Below are 20,451 nucleotides of genomic sequence, written 5' to 3'. Positions count from 1 at the left end.
TTTCATTATGAAAATTACAACAGTATTAAAAGTTCGTCCCTACGAATGCGACTCTTATAACCACGTAAACAATGCAGTTTACTTAAACTATCTGGAAACCGCCAGAATGGACTTTCTGGAAAAAATCGGTTTTAACTATGACGGAATCTTCAATGCAGGCTACTATCTTTTTGTAACCCACGTAGACATTCACTACAAAGTTTCTGCAAAAATGCACGAAGAACTTTCAATCGAAACCTGGCCAATCAAAATGGGCGCAGTTTCTGGAACAATGCACCAGATTATCAAAAAACCGGACGGTCAAATCAGTGCCGAAGCCGACGTAACCTGGGCCTGCGTAAACCACGAAGCTCATCCGTCAAAAATTCCGCCAGAATTTATGGTAGATGGTCTTAAACCAGAATCAAACTAAACAAAAATGACCGCTGGACACAAACTTCATTCGCTTAAAACCAACGGTCATTTTTATTTATCGTAAATCCGACACCTTCCAGCCGTAAAACCTGTATTCTTCCGTTATTTTTTGTTTGCTATATAAATAAAAAAAGGCCACTCTTTTGAGCAGCCCGTTCACTTTAAGAACTAGTAATCTTTCTTTTCTGACTTGCGTCTTTTGTTAAAAAGTTTGCGTTCCAAAGCAGTTTTCTTCTGATGATTTTCTGCAGAAGGCTTTACATAGTATTCGCGGCGTTTACATTCACGAACAATGCCCTCTTTTTCAACCATGCGCTTAAAGCGTTTAATTGCTTTTTCGAGGTTCTCTGACTCGTCTACAACGATTGTTGCCATGTAATTTCACCTCCTTTCCTCGGTGTTCCGATAAGTTCGATTAGTATATGAAAAATTCAAAATGAATTCAACATATCAACCGCTCAAATTTCAAAAAAACTAGTTTAAAAGCGCCTTTACATCTTCAAGAGCCTGAGAATTTGGAGCAAGCTGAGCTTTTGCAATTCCCTTAAGTTTTGCTCCGGCCGCTTTTACACGTTCGCCCCAGTCGCTGAGCATTTGACCGTCGCCCCAGTCGTACGAGCCAAAAAGACCTATGGTTTTTCCAGAAATCTGACCTTCAATTCCCGAAAAAAATTCTTCCATTGAGTCTTCAAGCTGTTCGGCGCCCATTGCAGGACTTCCCAAAAGAATCAGCTCCGCAGAAAGAACTTCTGAAGGGTCGGCTACATCGGCAGTGCTAAAATACGCATCCGGCGCCGCCTCCTTAATTGCATTTGCAAGCTGTTCCGTATTTCCTGTTGTTGAAGAATAAACAATTGCTGTTTTCATAAATTTTCCTCCATTTTTTTATATTTTTGTGCGGCAAGAGGAACGCTAAGTCCCTGCCTGAACCACGACATACAAATTTCTGTGCAGAGCCTGTACTTTTTCATTAAATCAAGCGCAGCCTGCTTATCTCCATAAACTTTCCAAAATCCGCTAAAAACACAGTTTTTGGCATTTTGAGTTTCAAAACCTATGACATCTTCGAGCGGATAACCCAAAAAAAGTCCAGTTTCGTGCGGAAAAGAATTTTCGTGGGCAAGCCGAAACAAAAGTTCGGTCAAAATTGAATTAAAACCTTTTTCAACTTCATAACCTTTCGTTTTTAAGTATTCCTGGTTTTTCTTTTTGGAACAAACTTCTTCAAGCAAGCTTTTATCGTAAACAAAAATCAAAACCCGTCCGTCTTCTTTTTTAAGGATAACAAAAAAACGCCTGTCTTTTGAAAAATTTTTACGCCAGGAAAAAAGCAGGCTTCTATTAATTGAATAAAATTCATTTTTAAGGCTAAAAAGGCTCGCAGGTTTTATTCCGCAGAGCGCAGGAGCGCTGCAATGAATTACAGTTTCTTCAAATCCCATCAAAAATTCCAAAAAAAATATGGCAGTACAACACTCCAGAGAAACAGTCAGAACTTAAGAATCGTACTGCCACGAGGTACACTTAGATTAGCACAGGCTAACTACGTTTGTTAGCATACACTAACAATATTTTTATGTCAATTGAATTTTCTTTTTTTTTTAGAATTTTACTTTTTTGAAGAATTTAAACCAGAAAATTTGATTTTTAGAAAAAAACATACCCCGGATTGTAACGGCGCGAATGCGTCCGCCCTGGCGGATGAAGCGAAAGCGGAACCGTGAAAAGCCGGCTTGAGCGCAAAATATGGTCCATTTCTATGTTACATAGAACTATTCAATCTTGAACACGGCGCCGTCGGGAGATGGCTGAACTTTTACTTTGCATGGATGGAATTCGGCGTTTGCGCAAAAAAATGGTAAATCCATTGCGTATTCTGAGAGTACGTCTTCTGGCCAATAGTGCAATTTTATGGTTGATGTCTGGCAGTCGCCGTCTGCATCGCTCAAAGCGCCGTAAAGTTCTATCATATCGCTGACTATATTTATGTATTTTGACAGGTGATTTTGTTCAAATTGTCTTTTTATAAAATCTTTCTGCAATTTTCTAATCTGCGGCATTTTTGATTCGGGCGGAAGCATAATTTTTTCTTCGCGAAGATATTTTTCAAATTCTCCGAGAAAAACGCTCGGCTTTTTGTGCAGATGATAAATTATGCAGTTAAACCAGCTTACTGCGCGTCCCTGCGTATAAAAAAGATTTACCGCACGTGCAAGCGAAGCGGCTTTTTGCAAGTCTGATTCTGGAAATTGAGGTGTTCTTAAAACATTGTAAGGCGGTTTTTGTTCCCAAAGCATTCCAAATTTTTTTGCAGAATCGTGCAAATCTGTTCCCGGAAGAACCGAAAGACAAAAAAGCTCGAGATTGTTCGGGTACAGGCTGAGAGCATAATCAATACTGTTTTTAAAACCTTTTAACGTGTCGCCTGGCAATCCGTAAATCAGGTCAAAACCAAAAGTTACGCCGACTTCGTTCAGATAACCAATGTTTTTGCTGAATTTTTTCTTGTCGAGCGTGCGATGTACATTTTTTAAGACTTCCGGATCTGCGCTCTGCATTCCAATTTGCAGGGCACAACGCACACGGCTGAACGCTTTTGCAAGTTCGCGGTCAATAAATTCGGCCCGCGCTTCAAAATAATAAAAAGTATCCGGCGTCTTTTTTTCAATCAGTTTGAGCATCTGAATGGCGCGCTCTTTGCTCGCATTGTAGGTTGGATCAAGGACAAAAACCTGAGGAACTTTTTTTTGGGCAAAAAGGTCAATTTCTTTTTCGATTCGTTCCATCGGAAAATATGCGACTTTTTTTTCGCCTTTAGATTCGTAGCAATATGAACACTTAAAAGGGCAACCCCGGGCAAGTTCCCATAAAGCGCCGCCGTATTTTGCAACGTCGAGTGTGCCGTCAAGATATGGGGAAGAAAGTTTTTCTAAGGCGCAGGGTGAAGTTCTCGCAAACTGGAATACCTGAGGTTTTCCGTTCAAAAAGAAAAGCCCCGGGATTTCTGGCAGTTTTTCTGCACCGTCATTTTTTAAAATCGCCTCCAAAAGCAAAACTGCGGCCTCTTCGCCAGCTCCTGCAATCGTGTAATCAAATCCCTCAAAAACAAACGGATCTGCAGTAACTTCTGGACCGCCAGCAATAGTTATGATTTTAGGATTTATTTTTTTGAGGCAGCGAGCGGCATTTTCCAGGGCAACATGATTCCACACGTAAATGCTAAAAAGCACAATTTGAGGACTTTTTTTTGCCAGTTGCTCAGCAATGTAAGAGCCAGTCTGCATTTCGCCGGAATTTTTTTCTGCTCCGATTTCTGCTTCAGATAAAATTTTTTTTATTTCGGAAGATTCCTTGCAAAAATCACACAATTCAACATTGTAAAAATTTTTTGTGCGGTCATCATTTTTTATAGCAGAAGCAATACAAGCCACCCCCAGGGGCAGAGCCTGAGGGGACTTTTCTATTAAGAGCGTTGTGCAAAGAACTTTTTGCATTATTTGTTTTTATTGATGATTTTTTCTTCAAATTTTCCAGTCTGAATGTCAATAAAGCGGACAAAAAGACTTACTTTGTTTTCTTCGTTGAGACTTGACCAGATTTTGTCTGTAAATTCTTCGATATTGCCTTTGATTTCTACAACTTCTGGTTCACCTTCAAACGACGGAAGAGGATTTCCGTTTCCCATGTAAGTATGAATAAATCTTCCCTGTCCTTTTACAGGATTGTCGTAAGTAAATGTAAATCTTAAAGTGTTGTCTGGATTTCCAGAATCGCTTTTTAAAATTGAAATTGCGTAATCGAATTTACCATTTTCTATATTTAAAAGTGAAGAAATTCTCGGAGTGTAATTTGGAGCGTCGTGTTCATATTTGCGTGAACGCAATGACTGCTCAAAAGTTTTGCCTTCTTTAAGGCCTTCAAAAATCGTGTCTGTCTGATCGCCGTTTGTTACGATTGTACTGTTTTTGAACTGACGAACTGCCGCATAAATTATAAGGCTTGGATCACCTGCGATTAAACTTGGATCAAATGCTTTTGTGCGAATAACTTCACTTCCGTCTTCTGTTTCAACTGTAAAAATGCGATTGCGACTTCCGGCGCTACGTCCCATTGTCCAGTATGCGCTGACAGCATATTTTCCGTCTTCTGAAAGACCTGCAACAATTCCGCGTCCTGGATATTCATTCTGCGACAAAAGCTTTTCGAGCTGATTGATTTTCATAAGTAAATTCCTTTCGGGCAAGGGATTGGAAGGGCGCGTAGCGTTGTTTTGTGCCGGTTGAGTTTATCGAAACCAAACAAAACAATGAAACCCTGCAAAGCCCGGTGCGGCTGTCCAAATTTATTTTTGCCGCGGTTGAGCCTGCCGAAACCGCAAAATACAGAAATTTTGCCTTTTTAACAAGCCGATTACAACTGCAAACAAGTTTTCTGGACAGCCGCATGACCCAAATTTAATAATTTTATTTTTTCAGGTTGAATGTCGAAGTTCAAAAAATCCAAACAATACTTTGTTTTATCGAATTTCCTGAGAAATTGTTTTGGTTTGACTGGAAAATTTAAACTCAAAATAGAACCGCTTGTCCTTATATTATCTACAGTTTATGTGTTTTTTTCAACACTGACAGTTTAAGGAATTTTTGGTTATATTTTGATAAAAAGTGTTTATTTTCCTTTATTGATATGTTTTTTTAAACGATAATAGAGATATTGGACAATTAAAAAAATGACGGGTGAGTGTTTGCTCTTTATTTGGAGGATTGTATGAACGAACCTTTTAATCCAGAACTTGAAAACGACAGAATTATTTCTACCGGAAATCCTGCTTTTAATGAACAAAATTCTTCTGACGAAAACATCGAGGTTTTGGAGGCTTTGGAAACTGCGCCGTCAGAAAAAAAATCTAAACAAAAAAAGCAGAAAACTGCAAAAAAATCTAAGCATAAAATTTCTGTAAAAACGATAACGTGCTCGATTGCCTTTAAATTTGCAGTCGTTCTTTTTATTTTTCTGGCGCTTTCATTTACAACGCTTTCGTTTTTCCTGGTTCATTCGATTGCAGAAGACAACACCGAAACTTACACAAATTTTTCTACGACAATTGCAGAACGAACAGCCGACGGTTTAACTTACTGGCTGGATTCTTTCTCTAAAAGTTTTGGAATTTTTACAAACAGCGAGGCATTTACTTCCGGTGATTATGAACTTGCCTGCAATTATCTGACCGAAAACAAAGATTTAATCGATCCAAGTTTTGATTTTATCGGAATTGCCGGGCAAGACGGAAAAATGTACGATTCTAACGGAACTTACACCGATATTTCACACGAAGACTTTTTTACGGCAATCTACACAAACGGAAAACAGCAATATATTTCTGACCCTGTGCCTTCTCCAGACGGAATCGGCTACATTTTTTATGTTTCTGCTCCAGTCACAAACAAAAACAAGTCGTTTTGGGGTGTCATTGTCGGCGCACTCGCTTTGAGCAAGGTGAATTATCAGATTACACAGTCGAATTTTAACGACAACAGTTTTACCTACGCAATCGATTCAAAAGGAAATATTATCGCTCATCCAGATTCTGAAAAAATCATGAAGAATTTTTACGTAATGAGCGATGAAGAATCTGGCTACAAAGGTTATAAGGAAATGACTCAAAAAATGATTTTGAGCCAAAAAGGAACTGGAATTATCAAAGACAGTGAACGAAATGCAACAAATTACGTTTTCTACTGTCCGATTAACCACACAAACTGGTCGTTGGCAATTGCAATAAACCAAACAGAGATTGTTTCGACGGCAAAAAAGAGCGCTTTTCAGATTTGTTTTATAAGTATTATGATTGCAATCACCCTTTTGGTTGTAACTTCTATTTATCTGACACTACTAGTTCATCCTCTCATTCGCCTTAAAAATTCAATTATCGAAATTGCTTCTGGCGCTGCGGATTTAACAAAGCGAATCGAAGTAAAAGCAAAGGACGAAGTTGGCGAAGTTGTTCTGGGATTCAACACTTTTACAGAAAATTTGCATCATATTATTATGCGGATAAAAGAATCGAAGGACGAACTTTCAAAAGTTGACGGAGAAATGGCGGACACAACTCACGAAACAAGCTCTTCTATCAACAAAATCATTTCCAATATAAGCACAGTAAGCAGTCAGATTGAGGTGCAGGGAAAATCTGTCGAAGAAACCGCAGACAAGGTAAACCAGATTGCGCAAAATATCGAAGCCTTAAATGCAATGATTGAAAACCAGTCGTCGGGAGTTACCCAGGCCAGTGCAGCAGTTGAAGAAATGCTCGGAAACATTACTTCTGTCACTAGAAGCACTGAACATATGGCCGATTCGTTTGTTGCTCTCGAAAACGACACAACTACAGGAATTGAAAAACAGAACAGCGTAGACGAACAGATTCAGCAGATTCAGGAACAGAGCCAGATGCTCATGGAAGCAAACAAGGTTATTTCTAAAATTGCAAGCGAAACAAACCTTTTGGCAATGAATGCGTCAATCGAAGCCGCACACGCAGGCGATGCAGGTCGCGGTTTTAGCGTTGTTGCAGATGAAATTCACAACCTTTCTGAAAGTTCCAGTCGCCAATCAAAACAAATCCGCGATGAGCTTCAGAAAATTCAAAATTCGATTGAAAATGTCGTTGTATCTTCGGCAGAAGCAAAAAATTCATTCCAGTCAGTAACAAAAAAAATCAGCGAGACAGACCAGCTTGTCCAGCAGATTAAAGGTGCAATGGAAGAAAGTGAAATCGGCAGCCATCAGATTACAGATGCCCTCAAAATGATGAACGATTCAACGTCGGACGTCCGTGTTTCTTCTGGAAAAATGTCGGCAGAAAACCAGATAATCTTAGATCAAGTAAAAAAATTGCAACTGGCAACAAAAGAAATCAAATCAAGCATGATAGAAATGACAACTTCTGCAAACCAGATTAGTGGCAACGGAACAACTTTGAGCGATATTTCCAAGGCAATGCAGAATTCAATCTTAAAAATCGGTTCTCAGATTGATTTGTTCCATGTTTAACTAATGTTTAAACTCTAAAAATTGCATTTTTTGGAGATGACCAATATAATATCGGCATGACTTGTGAACTTTCAATCACCCTCATGCCAGAGGACGAAAAAAATCAGGCCGAAATCGACTCAAAGATTCGACAGGCTCTTAAAACAAAAAAAGTTTCTGTAAACGGACAGAAAATCACCCCAGTTTTTATAAAAAAATCAATTGACGCACGACATTCCCAAATTAAGCTCGTTATGCGTTACAAAATTTACATTGGCGAAGAACCGGAAGATTTAGAAAATATTGCTCTCAACTGGCAACACGCTGACGGAAAACACTCTGTGGTTATAATCGGTTGCGGACCGGCAGGACTCTACGCGGCTTTTAAGCTTTTCGAAGCAGGAATTAAGCCGATTATTATTGAACGCGGAAATCCGACAAAAGTTCGGGCAGGCGACATTGAAAACCTTACAAAAGATGGAATTTTGGACGAAAATTCAAACTTTTGCTTTGGTTCTGGAGGAGCAGGAACTTTCTCTGACGGAAAACTCTACACACGCTCAAACAAACGTGGCGACATCTATAAAATTTACAGAATTTTTGTTGAATTTGGAGCAAATCCAAATATTCTTACCGATGCGCATCCTCACATTGGGACAGATAAACTTCCTGGAATTATTGACCGCATGGAAAAAAAGATTGTGGAACTTGGCGGCGAAATTTATTTTAATTCACTTTGCACAGATTTAATCGTAGAAAAAAAATCTCAAAATAATGAATTAAAGGCAACTGGCGTAAAAATCAAAAATCTTACCGATGGAAACGAAAAAGAAATTTTTGCAGATTCAATAATTCTTGCAACTGGACATTCTGCGGCAAATATTTACCAGATGGTTTCTAAAATTACACCAAACGCGCTCGAAGCAAAAACCTTTGCGGTCGGAGTTCGGGTTGAACATCCGCGGGCAATTATAGACTCGATTCAATTCCACGGAAAACAAATGCCCGCCGCCGCCGAATACCGCCTTACAACTCAGGTTGACGGTCACGGAGTTTACAGTTTTTGCATGTGCCCTGGCGGCTTTGTCGTTCCATGCGCAACAGCAAAAGATCAGATTGTCGTAAACGGAATGAGTTCTTCTGGACGAAACAGCCAGTGGTCAAACGCGGCGATTGTCGTTGAACGTAGACCGGAAGACATTCCCCAGGAATTTAAAAAACAGGCAGAAGAAGAAGGCTGTCCTGCGCTTGCTGGACTTTACTGGCGAACCTGGCTCGAAAAATTAACTTTCAAAAACGGTTCTGGTCAGTTTGCTCCAGCTCAAAGACTAACGGACTTTCTTGAAGAAAAAGAATCAAAATCGCTTCCGATTACAAGTTATAAACCAGGAGTTGTTTCGAGCAGACTAGACAAATGGCTCCCAAAAGATATTTGTAAAAAATTACAGGCAGGTTTTAAGGATTTTAACAAAAGCATGAAAGGTTTTGTTTGCCCTGACGCAATTCTAATCGCCTCGGAGACAAGAACTAGTACTCCTGTAAGAATTTTACGCAATAAAGACACTTTGGAGTGTACCGCAATTAAAAACCTTTATCCTTGCGGAGAAGGAAGCGGATATTCTGGAGGAATTGGAAGTTCGGCAATGGACGGAGAACGCGTTGCCGGAGCAATAATAAATTCTCTCAAACTGCAGTAAAAACGGAGGAAACCAAAATGAAACACTGTATTCTTGTAAAATTTGTTCCAGAAATTTCAAAAAAAATCGAAAATTCGTTTATTGAGCAGATTCAGGAACTGTTTAATACTGCAACAACAGAAATTAACGGAGTACATTACGTAAAAATTTACAAATGTTGCATAAAACGCGAAAATCGTGCCGACATTATGATTGAAATGGACATGGACAAAGAAGCGCTAGAAGCCTACGATTCAAGCGATGCCCATTTAATCTGGAAACGTGAATATTCAAGATTTATTGAAGAAAAGACGATTTTTGACTTTGACGACACAAAACCTTTCAAAAAATAATAGATTGACAATAGATCAATGAAAATTGAAAAAAACATTTTTCGTGTTAAAATTATTTTAACTGTGTTTGCATTGCAAGCTTTGTAGACAACATATCAGAAGAGGAGTCGTTATGGCAAAAAAAAGTAGTTTTAACCTTTTTTATTTAATTGGAATGATTGCAGTTATAGTCGGAAGCTTTTTACCGATTATAAGAATTTCGCTTGGTATTCTTGGAAAGATTGATTTTACAATAGTTGATGCTTTTAAGGATTTGAGCAATTTAGATTCGTGGCTTGCACTTTTAATGTTTGTTGCGGCAGCCGTTGGAGTTATCCTGTGCTTTGTAAAAGTAGTTTCTAATGCAAGCATGTTAAAAACAGTTTGTCTGCTTGCTTCTATTGTGCTTGGACTTATCTTTTTTGCACGCGGAAACTTTTTTAAAGACTGGTTTAAAATTACAGGCTTTGGCTTTTATATAATTCTTGCGGGCTGGGTTATCGGTCTGATTGGTACTTTTGTAAAAAAATAAAACGGCTTAGGGGGTGTAGCCACGCGTAGCGTTATAAGCGGCAAGCCCGCTTATAATGAAATGGCGAAACACCCGACACCGCAAAGCGGTGGAAGCCCAGCTTATAAATTTTTATAAAATATTCATTTCGATTTTTATTTCGTTATTTTTTACAGAAATTTTTGAATCCGCTCCAATTATCAAGGGCATTGCCGGATCTATATGACCAATATCGGCATCCAGAACAATCGGAACTCCAAGGTCGCCCAAAATTCCTGTAACCGCATTGTATTGATTTACGCCCATTATTTTCTGCCGAAAAGCCGCAAGTGGCCGCCCAAAAACAAAACCAGCTGCATTTTTAAACCAGCCGCTTTCTTTTAAATGCCACAGCGCCCTGCGAATGTCCATTGGATTGTAATCGCAACTTTCCAAAACCCAAATGATTTTTTTGCGCTCTTCGCTAAACCGGCAAACGTTTTCCAGCCGAGTGCCGCTCAAACCGACAATGCAGTCAAGACAGCCACCCAAAATAGTTCCATCAAATTCAAGTTTTTCGTCTAGCGACAAAAGTTTTAAGGTGTTTCCGTTTTTAGAGGGAATATAAGAAACAAGTTCTTTTTTGTCGGTCAAAATATAAGGAGAAAGAGGATCTTCGCTCTCTACATCTGGATTTTGAAATTTCGGATAACCGCTGACCGTAAAACTCTTTCCTTCGAGAAGGTTCCAGGCATCAAGTTCGCTCTGTTCCCAGGGTTTTCCAAATCCAGTGGCGTTTTGACCGTAGATTGCAGGAATAGAACAGAGGGTTACAAGCGGAAAAATAAAATTTGTATTGTCACTGTAACCAATAAACCACTTTGGTTCGGCAGTTTTGAGTTTTTCAAAATCAACGTAACTCACGGTTTCGCACATGAGCTCACCGCCGCCACAACTAAAAACAGCGTTTATTTTTGGGTCTAAATAATACTTTTGGAGTTCAGCAGCGGCGGTTTCTGGGTCTGTCGAAATTCCAAGACCGTCAGACTTGTAGCAACAACCGCCGATTTCCACATTATATCCATACTCCCTAAAACGGCGAACTGCCTCGTTAAAGCGAGAATTGTAAGGTTCTGTCGTTGCGCCAAAACTCGGAGCAACAATGGCAATCGTATCGCCTTTTTTTAACGGTTTTGGAAAACGCATATTTTTGAATCCTTTTTAGCGACTTAACTCGACAATGAGTTTTGCACACTCATCAAGTCCAATTTTTCCAGAATTCAAGCACAAATCGTAGTATCTGGAATCGCCAAATTCGGTATTTGTGTAGTAAGTGCAATATTTGCAACGTTTGCGGTCAACTCTTACAAGATCCCTCATGATTTTTTCTTCCGAAACATCCTGCATTCTGTTGTTTTTTAAATATTCAACTCTCCACCATGGATCTGCGTGAATAAAAACATGCAAGCTATCGTCAAATTCCTGAAGAATTTGATTTGCGTTTCTACCGACAATAACACAATGACCGTGTTCTCCAAATTTGCGGATAACTTCTTTTTGAGCTTCAAAAATCTGATCGTTTATCGGTTTATTGTAAAAATCAAAAAGCGACTGTGTAAATCCTGTTAAAAAAGGCGCTTTTTCGTCGCTTTTGAGAACTTTAGAAATGTCGATATTTTTTTCACTTGCCGCCTGCAAAATTATGCTTTTGTCATAATATTCATAACCAAGAATTTCTGCAACTTTTTTGCCGATTGTTGAACCGCCTGCACCAAATTCGCGGCTTATTGTAATTATTTTTTTCAATTTTATGCTCCCATAAAAAGTCAAGATTAAAACTTCCGTTTTTAGATTGCTTTTTTAAGCTGTTTCGCAACGTTTTTTAACAAAATTTGCTACAAAACTTTTTCCAAAAAACTTTGAGTTCGTTTTTCTTTCGGATTTTTTAAAACTTCTTCTGGAGTTCCCTGTTCAATTATAAAACCGCAGTCCATAAAAACAACACGATCTGCCACCTCGCGAGCAAATCCCATTTCGTGAGTTACGACAACCATTGTCATTCCTCCGCGGGCAAGTTCCTTCATAACTTCCAAAACTTCGCCAACCATTTCCGGATCAAGTGCGCTCGTCGGTTCGTCAAAAAGCAAAATTTGCGGATTCATCGCAAGCGAACGCGCAATTGCCACACGCTGCTTTTGACCACCTGAAAGTTGCTGCGGATAAGCAAGAGCCTTTGATTCAAGTCCAACGCGTTTAAGCAGTTTCATTCCTTCAATCTTTGCCTTTTCCTTTGACATTTTTTTTAGTTCAGCCGGAGCAAGCATAAGATTGCTAATGATATTCATATTTGAAAAAAGATTGAAATGCTGAAAAACCATTCCGATATTTTCGCGCACCTTGTTCAAATTTACTTTTTTGTCGGTAATATCAGTATCGTTTACAATAATTTTTCCGCTTGTCGGCTCTTCAAGATGATTCAGACATCGCAAAAAAGTCGATTTTCCAGAACCAGACGGCCCAATTATGCAGACAACCTCGCCTTCGTGAACATCCAGCGAAATATCTTTTAAAACTTCCAGATCACCAAAATTTTTCCGAAGATTTTCAACGTGAATTTTTACTTTATCGCTCAACATTTCGCTTTAATCTCCTTTCAATAATTTTTGCAATTTTGCTCAGAGAAACAATTACGACCATGTACATAATTCCAACGATTGCCCAAGTCTGAAGCGATTTAAAAGTATTGCCACTGATTGTCTTTCCCATGTTCGTAAGTTCAGGATAACCAATTACTGATAAAATCGATGTATCTTTTAAGGTGATTATAAACTGATTTATGATTGAAGGAATCATTACCCTAAAAGCCTGCGGCAAAATTACACGGCGCATTGTTATTGCGTAAGGAAGGCCAAGACTTCGCCCCGCTTCCATCTGTCCAACATCAATTGATTCGATTCCTGCGCGAAAAATTTCCGCCATATAAGCACCACAGTTCATCGCAAGCGCAATCGTACCAGCCTGCAATGCCGGAAGTCTAAAATTGTTCATCCCAGCTAGCCTAAAAGCCTGAGGCACGCCAAAATAAATAAAATACGCCAAAACAATCAACGGAACCCCGCGCACTGCATCGACATAAACCGAACCAATAACGTTCAAAATTTTACTGTTACTTACATTGCACAAAGCAAAAATAAGACCAATAACCATTGCAAAAAGCAACGCCCACAGACAAAGAACAAGCGTATAGCCAAGTGAGCGCAAAAGCATCAGCGAATAAACCTGAAGAATCGAAATCAAAATGCAACCTCAAAAAACTAAGTGTTTGGGCAAAAACCCACATTTCATATTTTTTCTACCATATTATAACGAAAAATCCGCCATTTCTCAATCTAAAAGATGCACGATTTTGGGGCCATTTTTGCAAACGCAAAAACCGCGCTTTCCGTACTTCCGCGTCTTTGCGCTCCATCGTTTTGCGGCGCAAAACGACGCCTTCGGCGGTACTCCAATCGCTTGTCCATTAAACAAATTTTTATTAAGACATAAAAAAAGGACTGCTAAAACAATATTCGAGCTAAAAAAAACAATTTTAGAATTGATTTTTAACCGCTTCAAATAAGTTTTAAACAGTCCTTTTTGCAGTAAATGCAAAAACTATTTCAAGTATTTATCAAGAATTGCCTGATAAGTGCCGTTTTCTTTAATATTTTTAAGTCCTGCATTGAACATATCGAGCAACGGCTGGTTTTCTTTGTTCATAATTGCAAAACCGTATGGAGCGCCTGCGCTTTCCATTCCAGCAGGAATTTTAAGAGCAAGTCCGCCAGTTTTAATGTTGTCTGCCATAATCGGAGTATCTTCAACACAAGCAGCGCTGTTTCCAAGGATTACATCCTGATACATTGTCGGAGAATCTTCAAAAACTGTTATCTTAAAGCCATATTTATCCTTAAGAGAATTTGCAAAGTCTGCACCGGCAGTTCCGTTTTTAACAGCAACATTTTTTCCAGCAAGGTCAGCAAAAGATGCAATTGAACTGTCTTTTGTAACTACAAAAGTCTGAGTTGCATCATAATATCCGTCAGAGAAAATCCATCCACTGTCGATTCTTTCCTGTTTGATTGTAGCGCCAGCAATAAGAGCGTCAGCCTGTCCAACCTGAACAGCAGCTACACCAGCATCCCAACCGAGCGACTGAAGATCGTAGTCAAACCCCTGATCTTTTGCAATTGCAGCAAGAATATCAACGTCAATACCAACAAATTCATTTTTTTCGTTAGTGTATTCAAACGGACGGAATACTGTATCAGTTGCAACAATCCAAACTTTTTTGCCAGCAGCCTTGTCTTTTTTAGAACAGCCAATAAAAAGCGAAGTAGCAGCAACCACCGCAAAAACAACACTTAAAACTTTTTTCATAAAAATCCTCCATTAAAAAGTCAAAATTAAAACTTCAGTTTTAATCTTGATTTTTTAAATTGTTTCGCAACGAAGTGAGAAACAATCGATGATAAGAAAGTTTGCAACGCAAACTTTTAAAGATAAAAAACTTTTAAAATTATAAAGAAATTTTATTTGAGATTCAACAAAAAGTATTTACAAGTTACGTAGAATTTTTTGCAAATACTTTTTACAAACACTTATTTTACCTCGCTGTCGGCAACTTCAACCTTGTTTAGATGCCAAATATCGCGGACGTAATCTTCAATTGTGCGGTCTGAAGAGAATTTTCCACTGTTGGCTATGTTGATTAAGGTCTTGCGCGCCCAAGATTTTTTATCGGTGTAAGCTTTTGCAATTTCTTCCTGAGCTTTGCAGTAAAGTTCAAAATCTGCAAGAACGTAATAAACGTCTGGACGCTGGCCTTCAACTCCGTAAACGAGCGAATCGTGAATTTCCTTAAAAATCTGATGACTCGGATCGTAAGTGCCGTCAATCAACTGACCGACAACTTTTGCAAGGGCAGGATTTCGTTCAAGATACTGCTGCGGATTGTAAGAGTGCTCTTTTTCCATTTTTTGAATTTCTTCGGTTGTCAAACCAAATGGGAAACCGTTTTCTTTTCCTGCTTCCTCAAAAATTTCAATATTTGCACCGTCCAAAGTTCCGAGCGTAAGCGCACCGTTTACCATAAACTTCATATTTGAAGTTCCAGAAGCTTCTTTTCCTGCTGTTGAAATTTGTTCAGAAACATCTGCAGCTGGGAAAATCTTTTCCGCAACACTTACACGGTAGTTTTCAATAAACACAATGCGAAGTTTGCCGCCTACACGGCGATCGTTGTTTATGCGCTCTGCAACAGTGTTAATCAATTTGATTATTGCCTTTGCACGACGGTAGCCAGAAGCGGCCTTTGCTCCAAAAATAAAAGTACGGTTTGGAGGATTGAAAGTCGGATCTTCGATAATTCTGTTATACAAATACATAATATGAAGAACATTCAAAAGTTGACGTTTGTATTCGTGCAGACGCTTAACCTGAACATCAAAAATCGAATCCGGGTCAAGAAATTCATTTTGATGATGTTTTAAATAATCAACGAGAATTTCTTTGTTATGCCGCTTAATTGAAATCAATTCGTCGAGAGATTTTTCATCATCTGCAAATTTTTCAAGTTCCTTGAGTTTTGAAAGATTTTTTTCCCAGCCGTGACCAATTCTGTCCGTAATAAATTTTGCAAGTTCAGGATTTGCACTGCACAACCAACGGCGCTGAGTAATTCCGTTTGTTTTGTTGTTAAATTTCTGAGGATAAAGTCCGTACCAATCCTTTAACTCAACATTTTTAAGAAGTTCAGTATGAAGCGCGGCAACTCCGTTTACGCTAAAGCCAGAGTGGATTGCAAGCCAAGCCATGTAAACTTTTCCGTCATGAATAATCGACATTCTGTTCTGTTTTTGATAATCGTCAGGGAATTTTGCGCGCAGTTCGATAAGAAACCGGCGGTTAATTTCTTCAACAATCTGATAAATTCGAGGCAAAAGACTCTGAAAAATTGAGATGTCCCATTTTTCAAGCGCTTCTGCCAAAATCGTATGATTTGTATAGGCAAAAGTTTTTGTAACAATGTCCCAGGCTTCATTCCAGCCCATTGAATATTCGTCCATAAGAATGCGCATCAACTCAGGAATTGCAACAACTGGATGAGTGTCATTCAACTGAATTACATGCAGTTCTGGGAATTTTGAAAAATCCGTTCCATAATCAGCAACAAAATGATGAACCAAATCCTGAAGCGACGCTGAACAGAAAAAATACTGCTGCTTTAAACGGAGAGTTTTTCCTTGAGGACCGTTGTCGTTCGGATATAGAACGCGTGTAATATTTTCTGCATCGTTCTGCTTAAAAACAGCCTCGTTGTAACGCATGTCGTTAAAGAGTTGTAAATCAAAACCGTTTGGACTCGAAGCCTGCCACAGACGCAAAGTATTAACTGTGTTTGTGTCAAAACCGACAACTGGCATATCGTAAGGAGTTGCAATCACCTCTTCGGCATTTTCCAGATAAAATCTGTCTTGTCCATCAGGAGTTTTTCCGTATTTGATTTCTCCGCCAAATTTTACAGTCACTGCCAAATCCGAGCGTTTTACTTCCCAAGGATCGCGGTGTTTGAGCCAGTTGTCCGGATATTCAACCTGATAGCCGTTTTCGATATGCTGTTCAAACATTCCATATTCGTAGCGAATTCCATAACCGTGTCCAGGATAGTCAAGAGTTGCAAGTGAATCCAAAAAACAAGCGGCAAGACGGCCAAGACCGCCATTTCCAAGTCCAGCATCCGGCTCTTCATCTTCAATCACGTTAAAATTTATGTTCATTTCGTCAAGAACTTTTTTAACTTCATTTTTAATTCCAAGATTTATTAAATTGTTGCTCAAGGCACGACCCATCAAAAACTCGGCCGAAAGATAATAAAGCTGCTTTACCGGTTTTTTCTCGTACTCACGACGAGTTGCCATCCAAGAAGGCAAAATCAACTCCTGGACTGAGGCGCTCACTGCATCAAAAAGATCATGTTCATTTGCCTGAGAAACATCTTTTCCATACTGACGGCGCAAACGGGCCGCAAGATTTTCACGAAACTTTTCTGCATTAAACTTCATTTTTTATTCTCCATCCTTTTGTAAAATCAAATTTATATTTTGACCGTTTTTTCTACAATTTGTGCACATTTTTTGCCAAAAATTCATGCATTATTATTTTATCACGATTTTTTGCTATTTGCTGATTAAAACAATGGCAGAACCAGCCAAAATAACATATTTTTCCTGATTTATTAAAAGTTCTTCATTTCCTTCCGAAAGAATACATTCTTCATTTTCTATCGAAGTATCAAGAACCCTGTACCATTTTTTTCCGTCAGACGGTGGTGGCACAGTCACAGTACCGTCGTGAATGTCGGTATTAAAAGCAATATAAAAATCGTTATCTGATTTAGAATCTGATTCTGTAATTCCGCCTCCAAGCCTGAACGCCAAAAACCTGTCCAATTTTGCCCAATCTGGTGTAAAACCTTCAATATTGAACCAATTTATATCAGCAGGACTTGTCTGCGTTGCAGTTTTTTGACCTTTAAAAAAATCATCCCGCATAAACACGCGGTGATTTCGGCGCAATTCAATCAATTTTTTTACAAAATTCAACAAATCGCCGTGCTTTTTTATGTCATTCCAATCAAACCAAGATATTTCGTTGTCTTGACAGTACGGATTGTTGTTTCCGTTTTGAGAACGCTGAACTTCATCTCCGCAAACAAACATTGGAGTTCCCTGGCTCAAAAACAGCGCAACAAAAAAATTTTTTATTTGGCGAATTCTGTTTTTTTCAATTTTTGGATTTAACGTCGGGCCTTCAAAGCCGTTGTTGTAACTTAAATTGTTGTCGGTGCCATCACGGTTTTCTTCGCCATTCTGCTCATTATGACGATAATTGTACGAAACCAGGTCGTTCATCGTAAAACCGTCGTGACTTGCAATGTAATTTATAGAATGATACGGTCTTCTTCCGCTTGAAGAATACAAATCGCTCGAACCGGAAATTCGCGTTGCGGCTTCTGTCGAAAGTTTTTCATCTCCACGGATAAAACGCCTTATGCCGTCGCGAAATTTGTCGTTCCATTCGCACCATCTTCCGCCAGGAAAAGAACCAACCTGATAAGCGCCACCACAATCCCAAGGCTCTGCAATTATTTTTACATCGCGCAAAAGAGGATCTTCGCTTATTCTTCTTGTAAGAGGCGCTTCCAAGGTCAAAAAACCATTTTCGTCACGGGAAAGAACGCTTGCAAGGTCAAAACGGAATCCGTCTACGTGCATTACTCGAACCCAATAGCGCAGACAACCGATTATATATTCTTGAACGACAGGATGATTGCAATTGAGGGCATTTCCACAACCAGAAAAATTTACATAATATTCTTTATTTGTGCTTACAAGCTGATAATAAACTGAATTGTCGAAGCCTCTAAAACTAAATGTAATTCCATGCTCGTTGCCTTCGGCAGTATGGTTGAATACAATATCCAAAATGACTTCGATTCCAGCTTTGTGAAAAGCCTTTACCATGTCTTTAAATTCGTCAACGCAGGCTCCAGGGCTTTTGTCCGAAGAATATGCTGCTTTCGGCGCAAAAAAAGCCGTCGTACTGTAGCCCCAATAATTTACAAGGCGTTTGCCAGTTTTTGGATTTGTGTTCATATTTTCAAATGCGTCAAATTCCTGAACAGGCAAAAGTTCAACCGCGGTAATTCCAAGTTTTTTTAAATACGGAATCTTTTCGATTGCCCCGCGGTAAGTTCCAGGAAATTTTACTTCAGAAGAAGGAGAAGCTGTAAAGCCTTTTAAGTGCATTTCGTAAATAATGCTTTCGTTTAAAGGCGTTTTTAGAGGCTGATCATCTTCCCAATCATAAGCAAGTTCGTCAACAACTACGCATTTTGGCATTTTTTCGAGTGGACAAACTTTTTGAAAATTTAAATTTTTAAAAAGGGAACCGTCGGTCAGAGCCTTTGCGCGAGGGTCGTAAAGAAAAATGTCTTTGTTAAATCTGTGCCCATTTTTTGGCTCAAAAGGACCGTCAACTCTAAAAAGATAAAGCGCTCCTGGTTTTAAACCTTCAATAAAGACATGCCACAAATCGCCAGTGCGATTTATTTTGGGATCTAATTTTATAGTACAGGAAGAAGCACTGTCGTCCGATTTTTTAAAAAGTTCCAAATAAACAGCCGTTGCATTACGGCTGAAAACACAAAAATTTACACCGCTGCCAATATACACCGCTCCCAAATCCCAAGGGTTGCCTGGCAGGACTTTTAACCGCTCCATAAGTATTGAATATTCTAACACAGTAAGTACAGGCAAACCAATAATTTTTCGTAAATGTTTTATTAAACTGTTTATTTTTGATTTTGGATTTTTCTTACGCCGGGGTGGAGGCGCGCGAAGCGTTGCGAAATGCACGCATTTTGCAATGAAGCGAAAAGCGGAACGCCGGAACACCGGTTAGAGCGTGAATGCCGTCCTGCAAAAAACTTACAATTTTTTTTAAAAATGTTATACTTGAAAAATGGAAAATATGAATCTTGAATCAGAACAGAAAGAAAACACAATCGGTGATAAAACGGCTCTTGTTACGATTATTGGGCGACCTTCTGCCGGAAAATCGACATTTTTGAACACGGCTTCGGGAGAAATGGTAAGCATTGTAAGTTCGATTCCGCAGACAACCAGAAACGCAATTCGTGGAATTGTAAATACTTCGCTCGGTCAGTTAGTTTTTGTGGACACTCCGGGCTATCACGAATCAAACAAAAAAATGAATCTTAAAATGCGCAGTATTGTTGCAGACCAGCTTGCAAATGCGGATTCAATTCTTTATGTCGTGGATTCGACACGGCCTTGTGGCGATGAAGAAAAATTGATTACTGAACTTTTAAAAGGACACGAAAAAAAGACCGTTGCCGCCTTGAACAAGATTGACGAAAAAGATTCAAATCCGTCGGCTGCCAGAGTTTTTCTGTCAAAACAGCTTCCAGAACTTTCCGAAAAAAATATTTTCGATGTTTCGGCAAAAAACGATGAAGGAATCAACGACGTTTTGAGGGCGCTTTACGAACTCGCACCAGTTGCGCCTCATCTTTATCCAGAAGAATTTTACACAGACCAGGAAGTTGACTTTAGAATTGCGGAAGTTATCCGTGAACAGGCAATTAACCGTCTTGATCAGGAAATTCCGCATTGCGTTTATGTTCAGATTGCAGATATGGAAATGCGTTCGCCGACAAAAATGTGGTGCCGCGCGTTTTTATGCGTTGAAAAAGAAAGCCAGAAAGGTATTGTAATCGGAAAAGGCGCTCAAATGATTAAGACAATCCGAGTAGAATCAATTAAACAACTGCGCAAAATTTTTGATTACAAAATTGACCTCGATTTGCAGGTCAAAGTAGACAAAAACTGGCGACAGAACGATTTAAGACTGAATAAATTATTAAACTAGACAAAAAAACAGGCTT

General features: G+C 39.1%; 18 protein-coding genes. 6 read left to right on the top strand and 12 right to left on the bottom strand.

Translation table 11 applies throughout. From position 1 onward, the window contains the following. Positions 1-7: 7 nt before the first annotated feature. Positions 8-412, top strand: a complete 405-nt coding sequence (locus ACT6XC_RS00325) for an acyl-CoA thioesterase (RefSeq protein ID WP_443740432.1) — start codon at positions 8-10, stop codon at positions 410-412. A 170-nt stretch (positions 413-582) separates the two neighbouring features. Here the strand turns inward: ACT6XC_RS00325 and rpsU are convergent, their stop codons facing one another. The 5 genes from rpsU to ACT6XC_RS00300 all read right to left on the bottom strand — a co-directional run bounded on the left by rpsU (position 583) and on the right by ACT6XC_RS00300 (position 4,636). After that, complete coding sequence (gene rpsU / locus ACT6XC_RS00320; RefSeq protein WP_078930978.1) at positions 583-789, bottom strand: 30S ribosomal protein S21; 207 nt, start codon at positions 787-789, stop codon at positions 583-585. 99 nt (positions 790-888) lie between these two features. Beyond that, positions 889-1,281 carry a flavodoxin domain-containing protein gene (locus ACT6XC_RS00315; RefSeq protein WP_443738849.1) on the bottom strand — a complete coding sequence of 131 codons (393 nt, stop codon included), beginning with the start codon at positions 1,279-1,281 and terminating at the stop codon, positions 889-891. Beyond that, a complete protein-coding gene (locus tag ACT6XC_RS00310) occupies positions 1,278-1,856 on the bottom strand; it encodes a DUF3793 family protein (protein ID WP_443738850.1) in 579 nt (192 codons plus the stop codon). Before ACT6XC_RS00310 ends, ACT6XC_RS00315 begins: the two co-directional genes overlap by 4 nt. A gap of 330 nt (positions 1,857-2,186) precedes the next feature. Further along, the gene (locus ACT6XC_RS00305; protein WP_443740431.1) at positions 2,187-3,908 is read right to left on the bottom strand and encodes a B12-binding domain-containing radical SAM protein; all 1,722 of its coding nucleotides are present in this window, start codon (positions 3,906-3,908) and stop codon (positions 2,187-2,189) included. Further along, a complete protein-coding gene (locus tag ACT6XC_RS00300; protein ID WP_443738483.1) occupies positions 3,908-4,636 on the bottom strand; it encodes an IMP cyclohydrolase in 729 nt (242 codons plus the stop codon). Before ACT6XC_RS00300 ends, ACT6XC_RS00305 begins: the two co-directional genes overlap by 1 nt. 542 nt (positions 4,637-5,178) lie before the next feature. Here ACT6XC_RS00300 and ACT6XC_RS00295 point away from each other — a divergent pair. The 4 genes from ACT6XC_RS00295 to ACT6XC_RS00280 all read left to right on the top strand — a co-directional run bounded on the left by ACT6XC_RS00295 (position 5,179) and on the right by ACT6XC_RS00280 (position 9,983). Then, on the top strand, positions 5,179-7,464 hold the full coding sequence (locus ACT6XC_RS00295) for a methyl-accepting chemotaxis protein (RefSeq protein ID WP_443738481.1): 2,286 nt from the start codon (positions 5,179-5,181) through the stop codon (positions 7,462-7,464). 56 nt (positions 7,465-7,520) lie between these two features. After that, positions 7,521-9,140, top strand: a complete 1,620-nt coding sequence (locus ACT6XC_RS00290; RefSeq protein WP_443740430.1) for an NAD(P)/FAD-dependent oxidoreductase — start codon at positions 7,521-7,523, stop codon at positions 9,138-9,140. 17 nt (positions 9,141-9,157) lie between these two features. Further along, entirely contained in the window at positions 9,158-9,472 is a 315-nt protein-coding gene (locus tag ACT6XC_RS00285; RefSeq protein WP_443738479.1) for a Dabb family protein, read from the top strand. A gap of 112 nt (positions 9,473-9,584) precedes the next feature. Next, positions 9,585-9,983, top strand: a complete 399-nt coding sequence (locus tag ACT6XC_RS00280; protein WP_443740429.1) for a hypothetical protein — start codon at positions 9,585-9,587, stop codon at positions 9,981-9,983. Between the two features lie 111 nt (positions 9,984-10,094). Here ACT6XC_RS00280 and ACT6XC_RS00275 read toward each other — a convergent pair whose 3' ends face one another. The 7 genes from ACT6XC_RS00275 to glgX all read right to left on the bottom strand — a co-directional run bounded on the left by ACT6XC_RS00275 (position 10,095) and on the right by glgX (position 19,264). After that, positions 10,095-11,147 (bottom strand): S66 family peptidase, encoded by a 1,053-nt coding sequence (locus tag ACT6XC_RS00275; RefSeq protein ID WP_443740428.1) that lies wholly within the window; start codon positions 11,145-11,147, stop codon positions 10,095-10,097. Positions 11,148-11,162: 15 nt separating this feature from the next. Further along, positions 11,163-11,747 (bottom strand): AAA family ATPase, encoded by a 585-nt coding sequence (locus ACT6XC_RS00270; RefSeq protein WP_443740427.1) that lies wholly within the window; start codon positions 11,745-11,747, stop codon positions 11,163-11,165. Positions 11,748-11,836: 89 nt separating this feature from the next. Continuing rightward, complete coding sequence (locus ACT6XC_RS00265; RefSeq protein WP_443740426.1) at positions 11,837-12,577, bottom strand: amino acid ABC transporter ATP-binding protein; 741 nt, start codon at positions 12,575-12,577, stop codon at positions 11,837-11,839. Next, on the bottom strand, positions 12,564-13,238 hold the full coding sequence (locus ACT6XC_RS00260; protein WP_443738475.1) for an amino acid ABC transporter permease: 675 nt from the start codon (positions 13,236-13,238) through the stop codon (positions 12,564-12,566). Before ACT6XC_RS00260 ends, ACT6XC_RS00265 begins: the two co-directional genes overlap by 14 nt. A gap of 357 nt (positions 13,239-13,595) precedes the next feature. Then, positions 13,596-14,360, bottom strand: a complete 765-nt coding sequence (locus tag ACT6XC_RS00255; protein ID WP_443740425.1) for a transporter substrate-binding domain-containing protein — start codon at positions 14,358-14,360, stop codon at positions 13,596-13,598. 221 nt (positions 14,361-14,581) lie between these two features. Continuing rightward, the gene (locus ACT6XC_RS00250) at positions 14,582-17,044 is read right to left on the bottom strand and encodes a glycogen/starch/alpha-glucan phosphorylase (RefSeq protein ID WP_443740424.1); all 2,463 of its coding nucleotides are present in this window, start codon (positions 17,042-17,044) and stop codon (positions 14,582-14,584) included. A 114-nt stretch (positions 17,045-17,158) separates the two neighbouring features. After that, entirely contained in the window at positions 17,159-19,264 is a 2,106-nt protein-coding gene (gene glgX / locus ACT6XC_RS00245) for a glycogen debranching protein GlgX (RefSeq protein WP_443740423.1), read from the bottom strand. A gap of 250 nt (positions 19,265-19,514) precedes the next feature. Here glgX and era point away from each other — a divergent pair, with 250 nt between their 5' ends. Continuing rightward, on the top strand, positions 19,515-20,435 hold the full coding sequence (gene era / locus ACT6XC_RS00240) for a GTPase Era (RefSeq protein WP_443740523.1): 921 nt from the start codon (positions 19,515-19,517) through the stop codon (positions 20,433-20,435). The last annotated feature ends 16 nt before the right edge of the window (positions 20,436-20,451 follow it).

This window comes from Treponema berlinense (genome assembly GCF_052273165.1).
GTDB lineage: Bacteria > Spirochaetota > Spirochaetia > Treponematales > Treponemataceae > Treponema_D > Treponema_D berlinense_A.
This window is presented reverse-complemented; position numbering and strand designations above follow the sequence as displayed.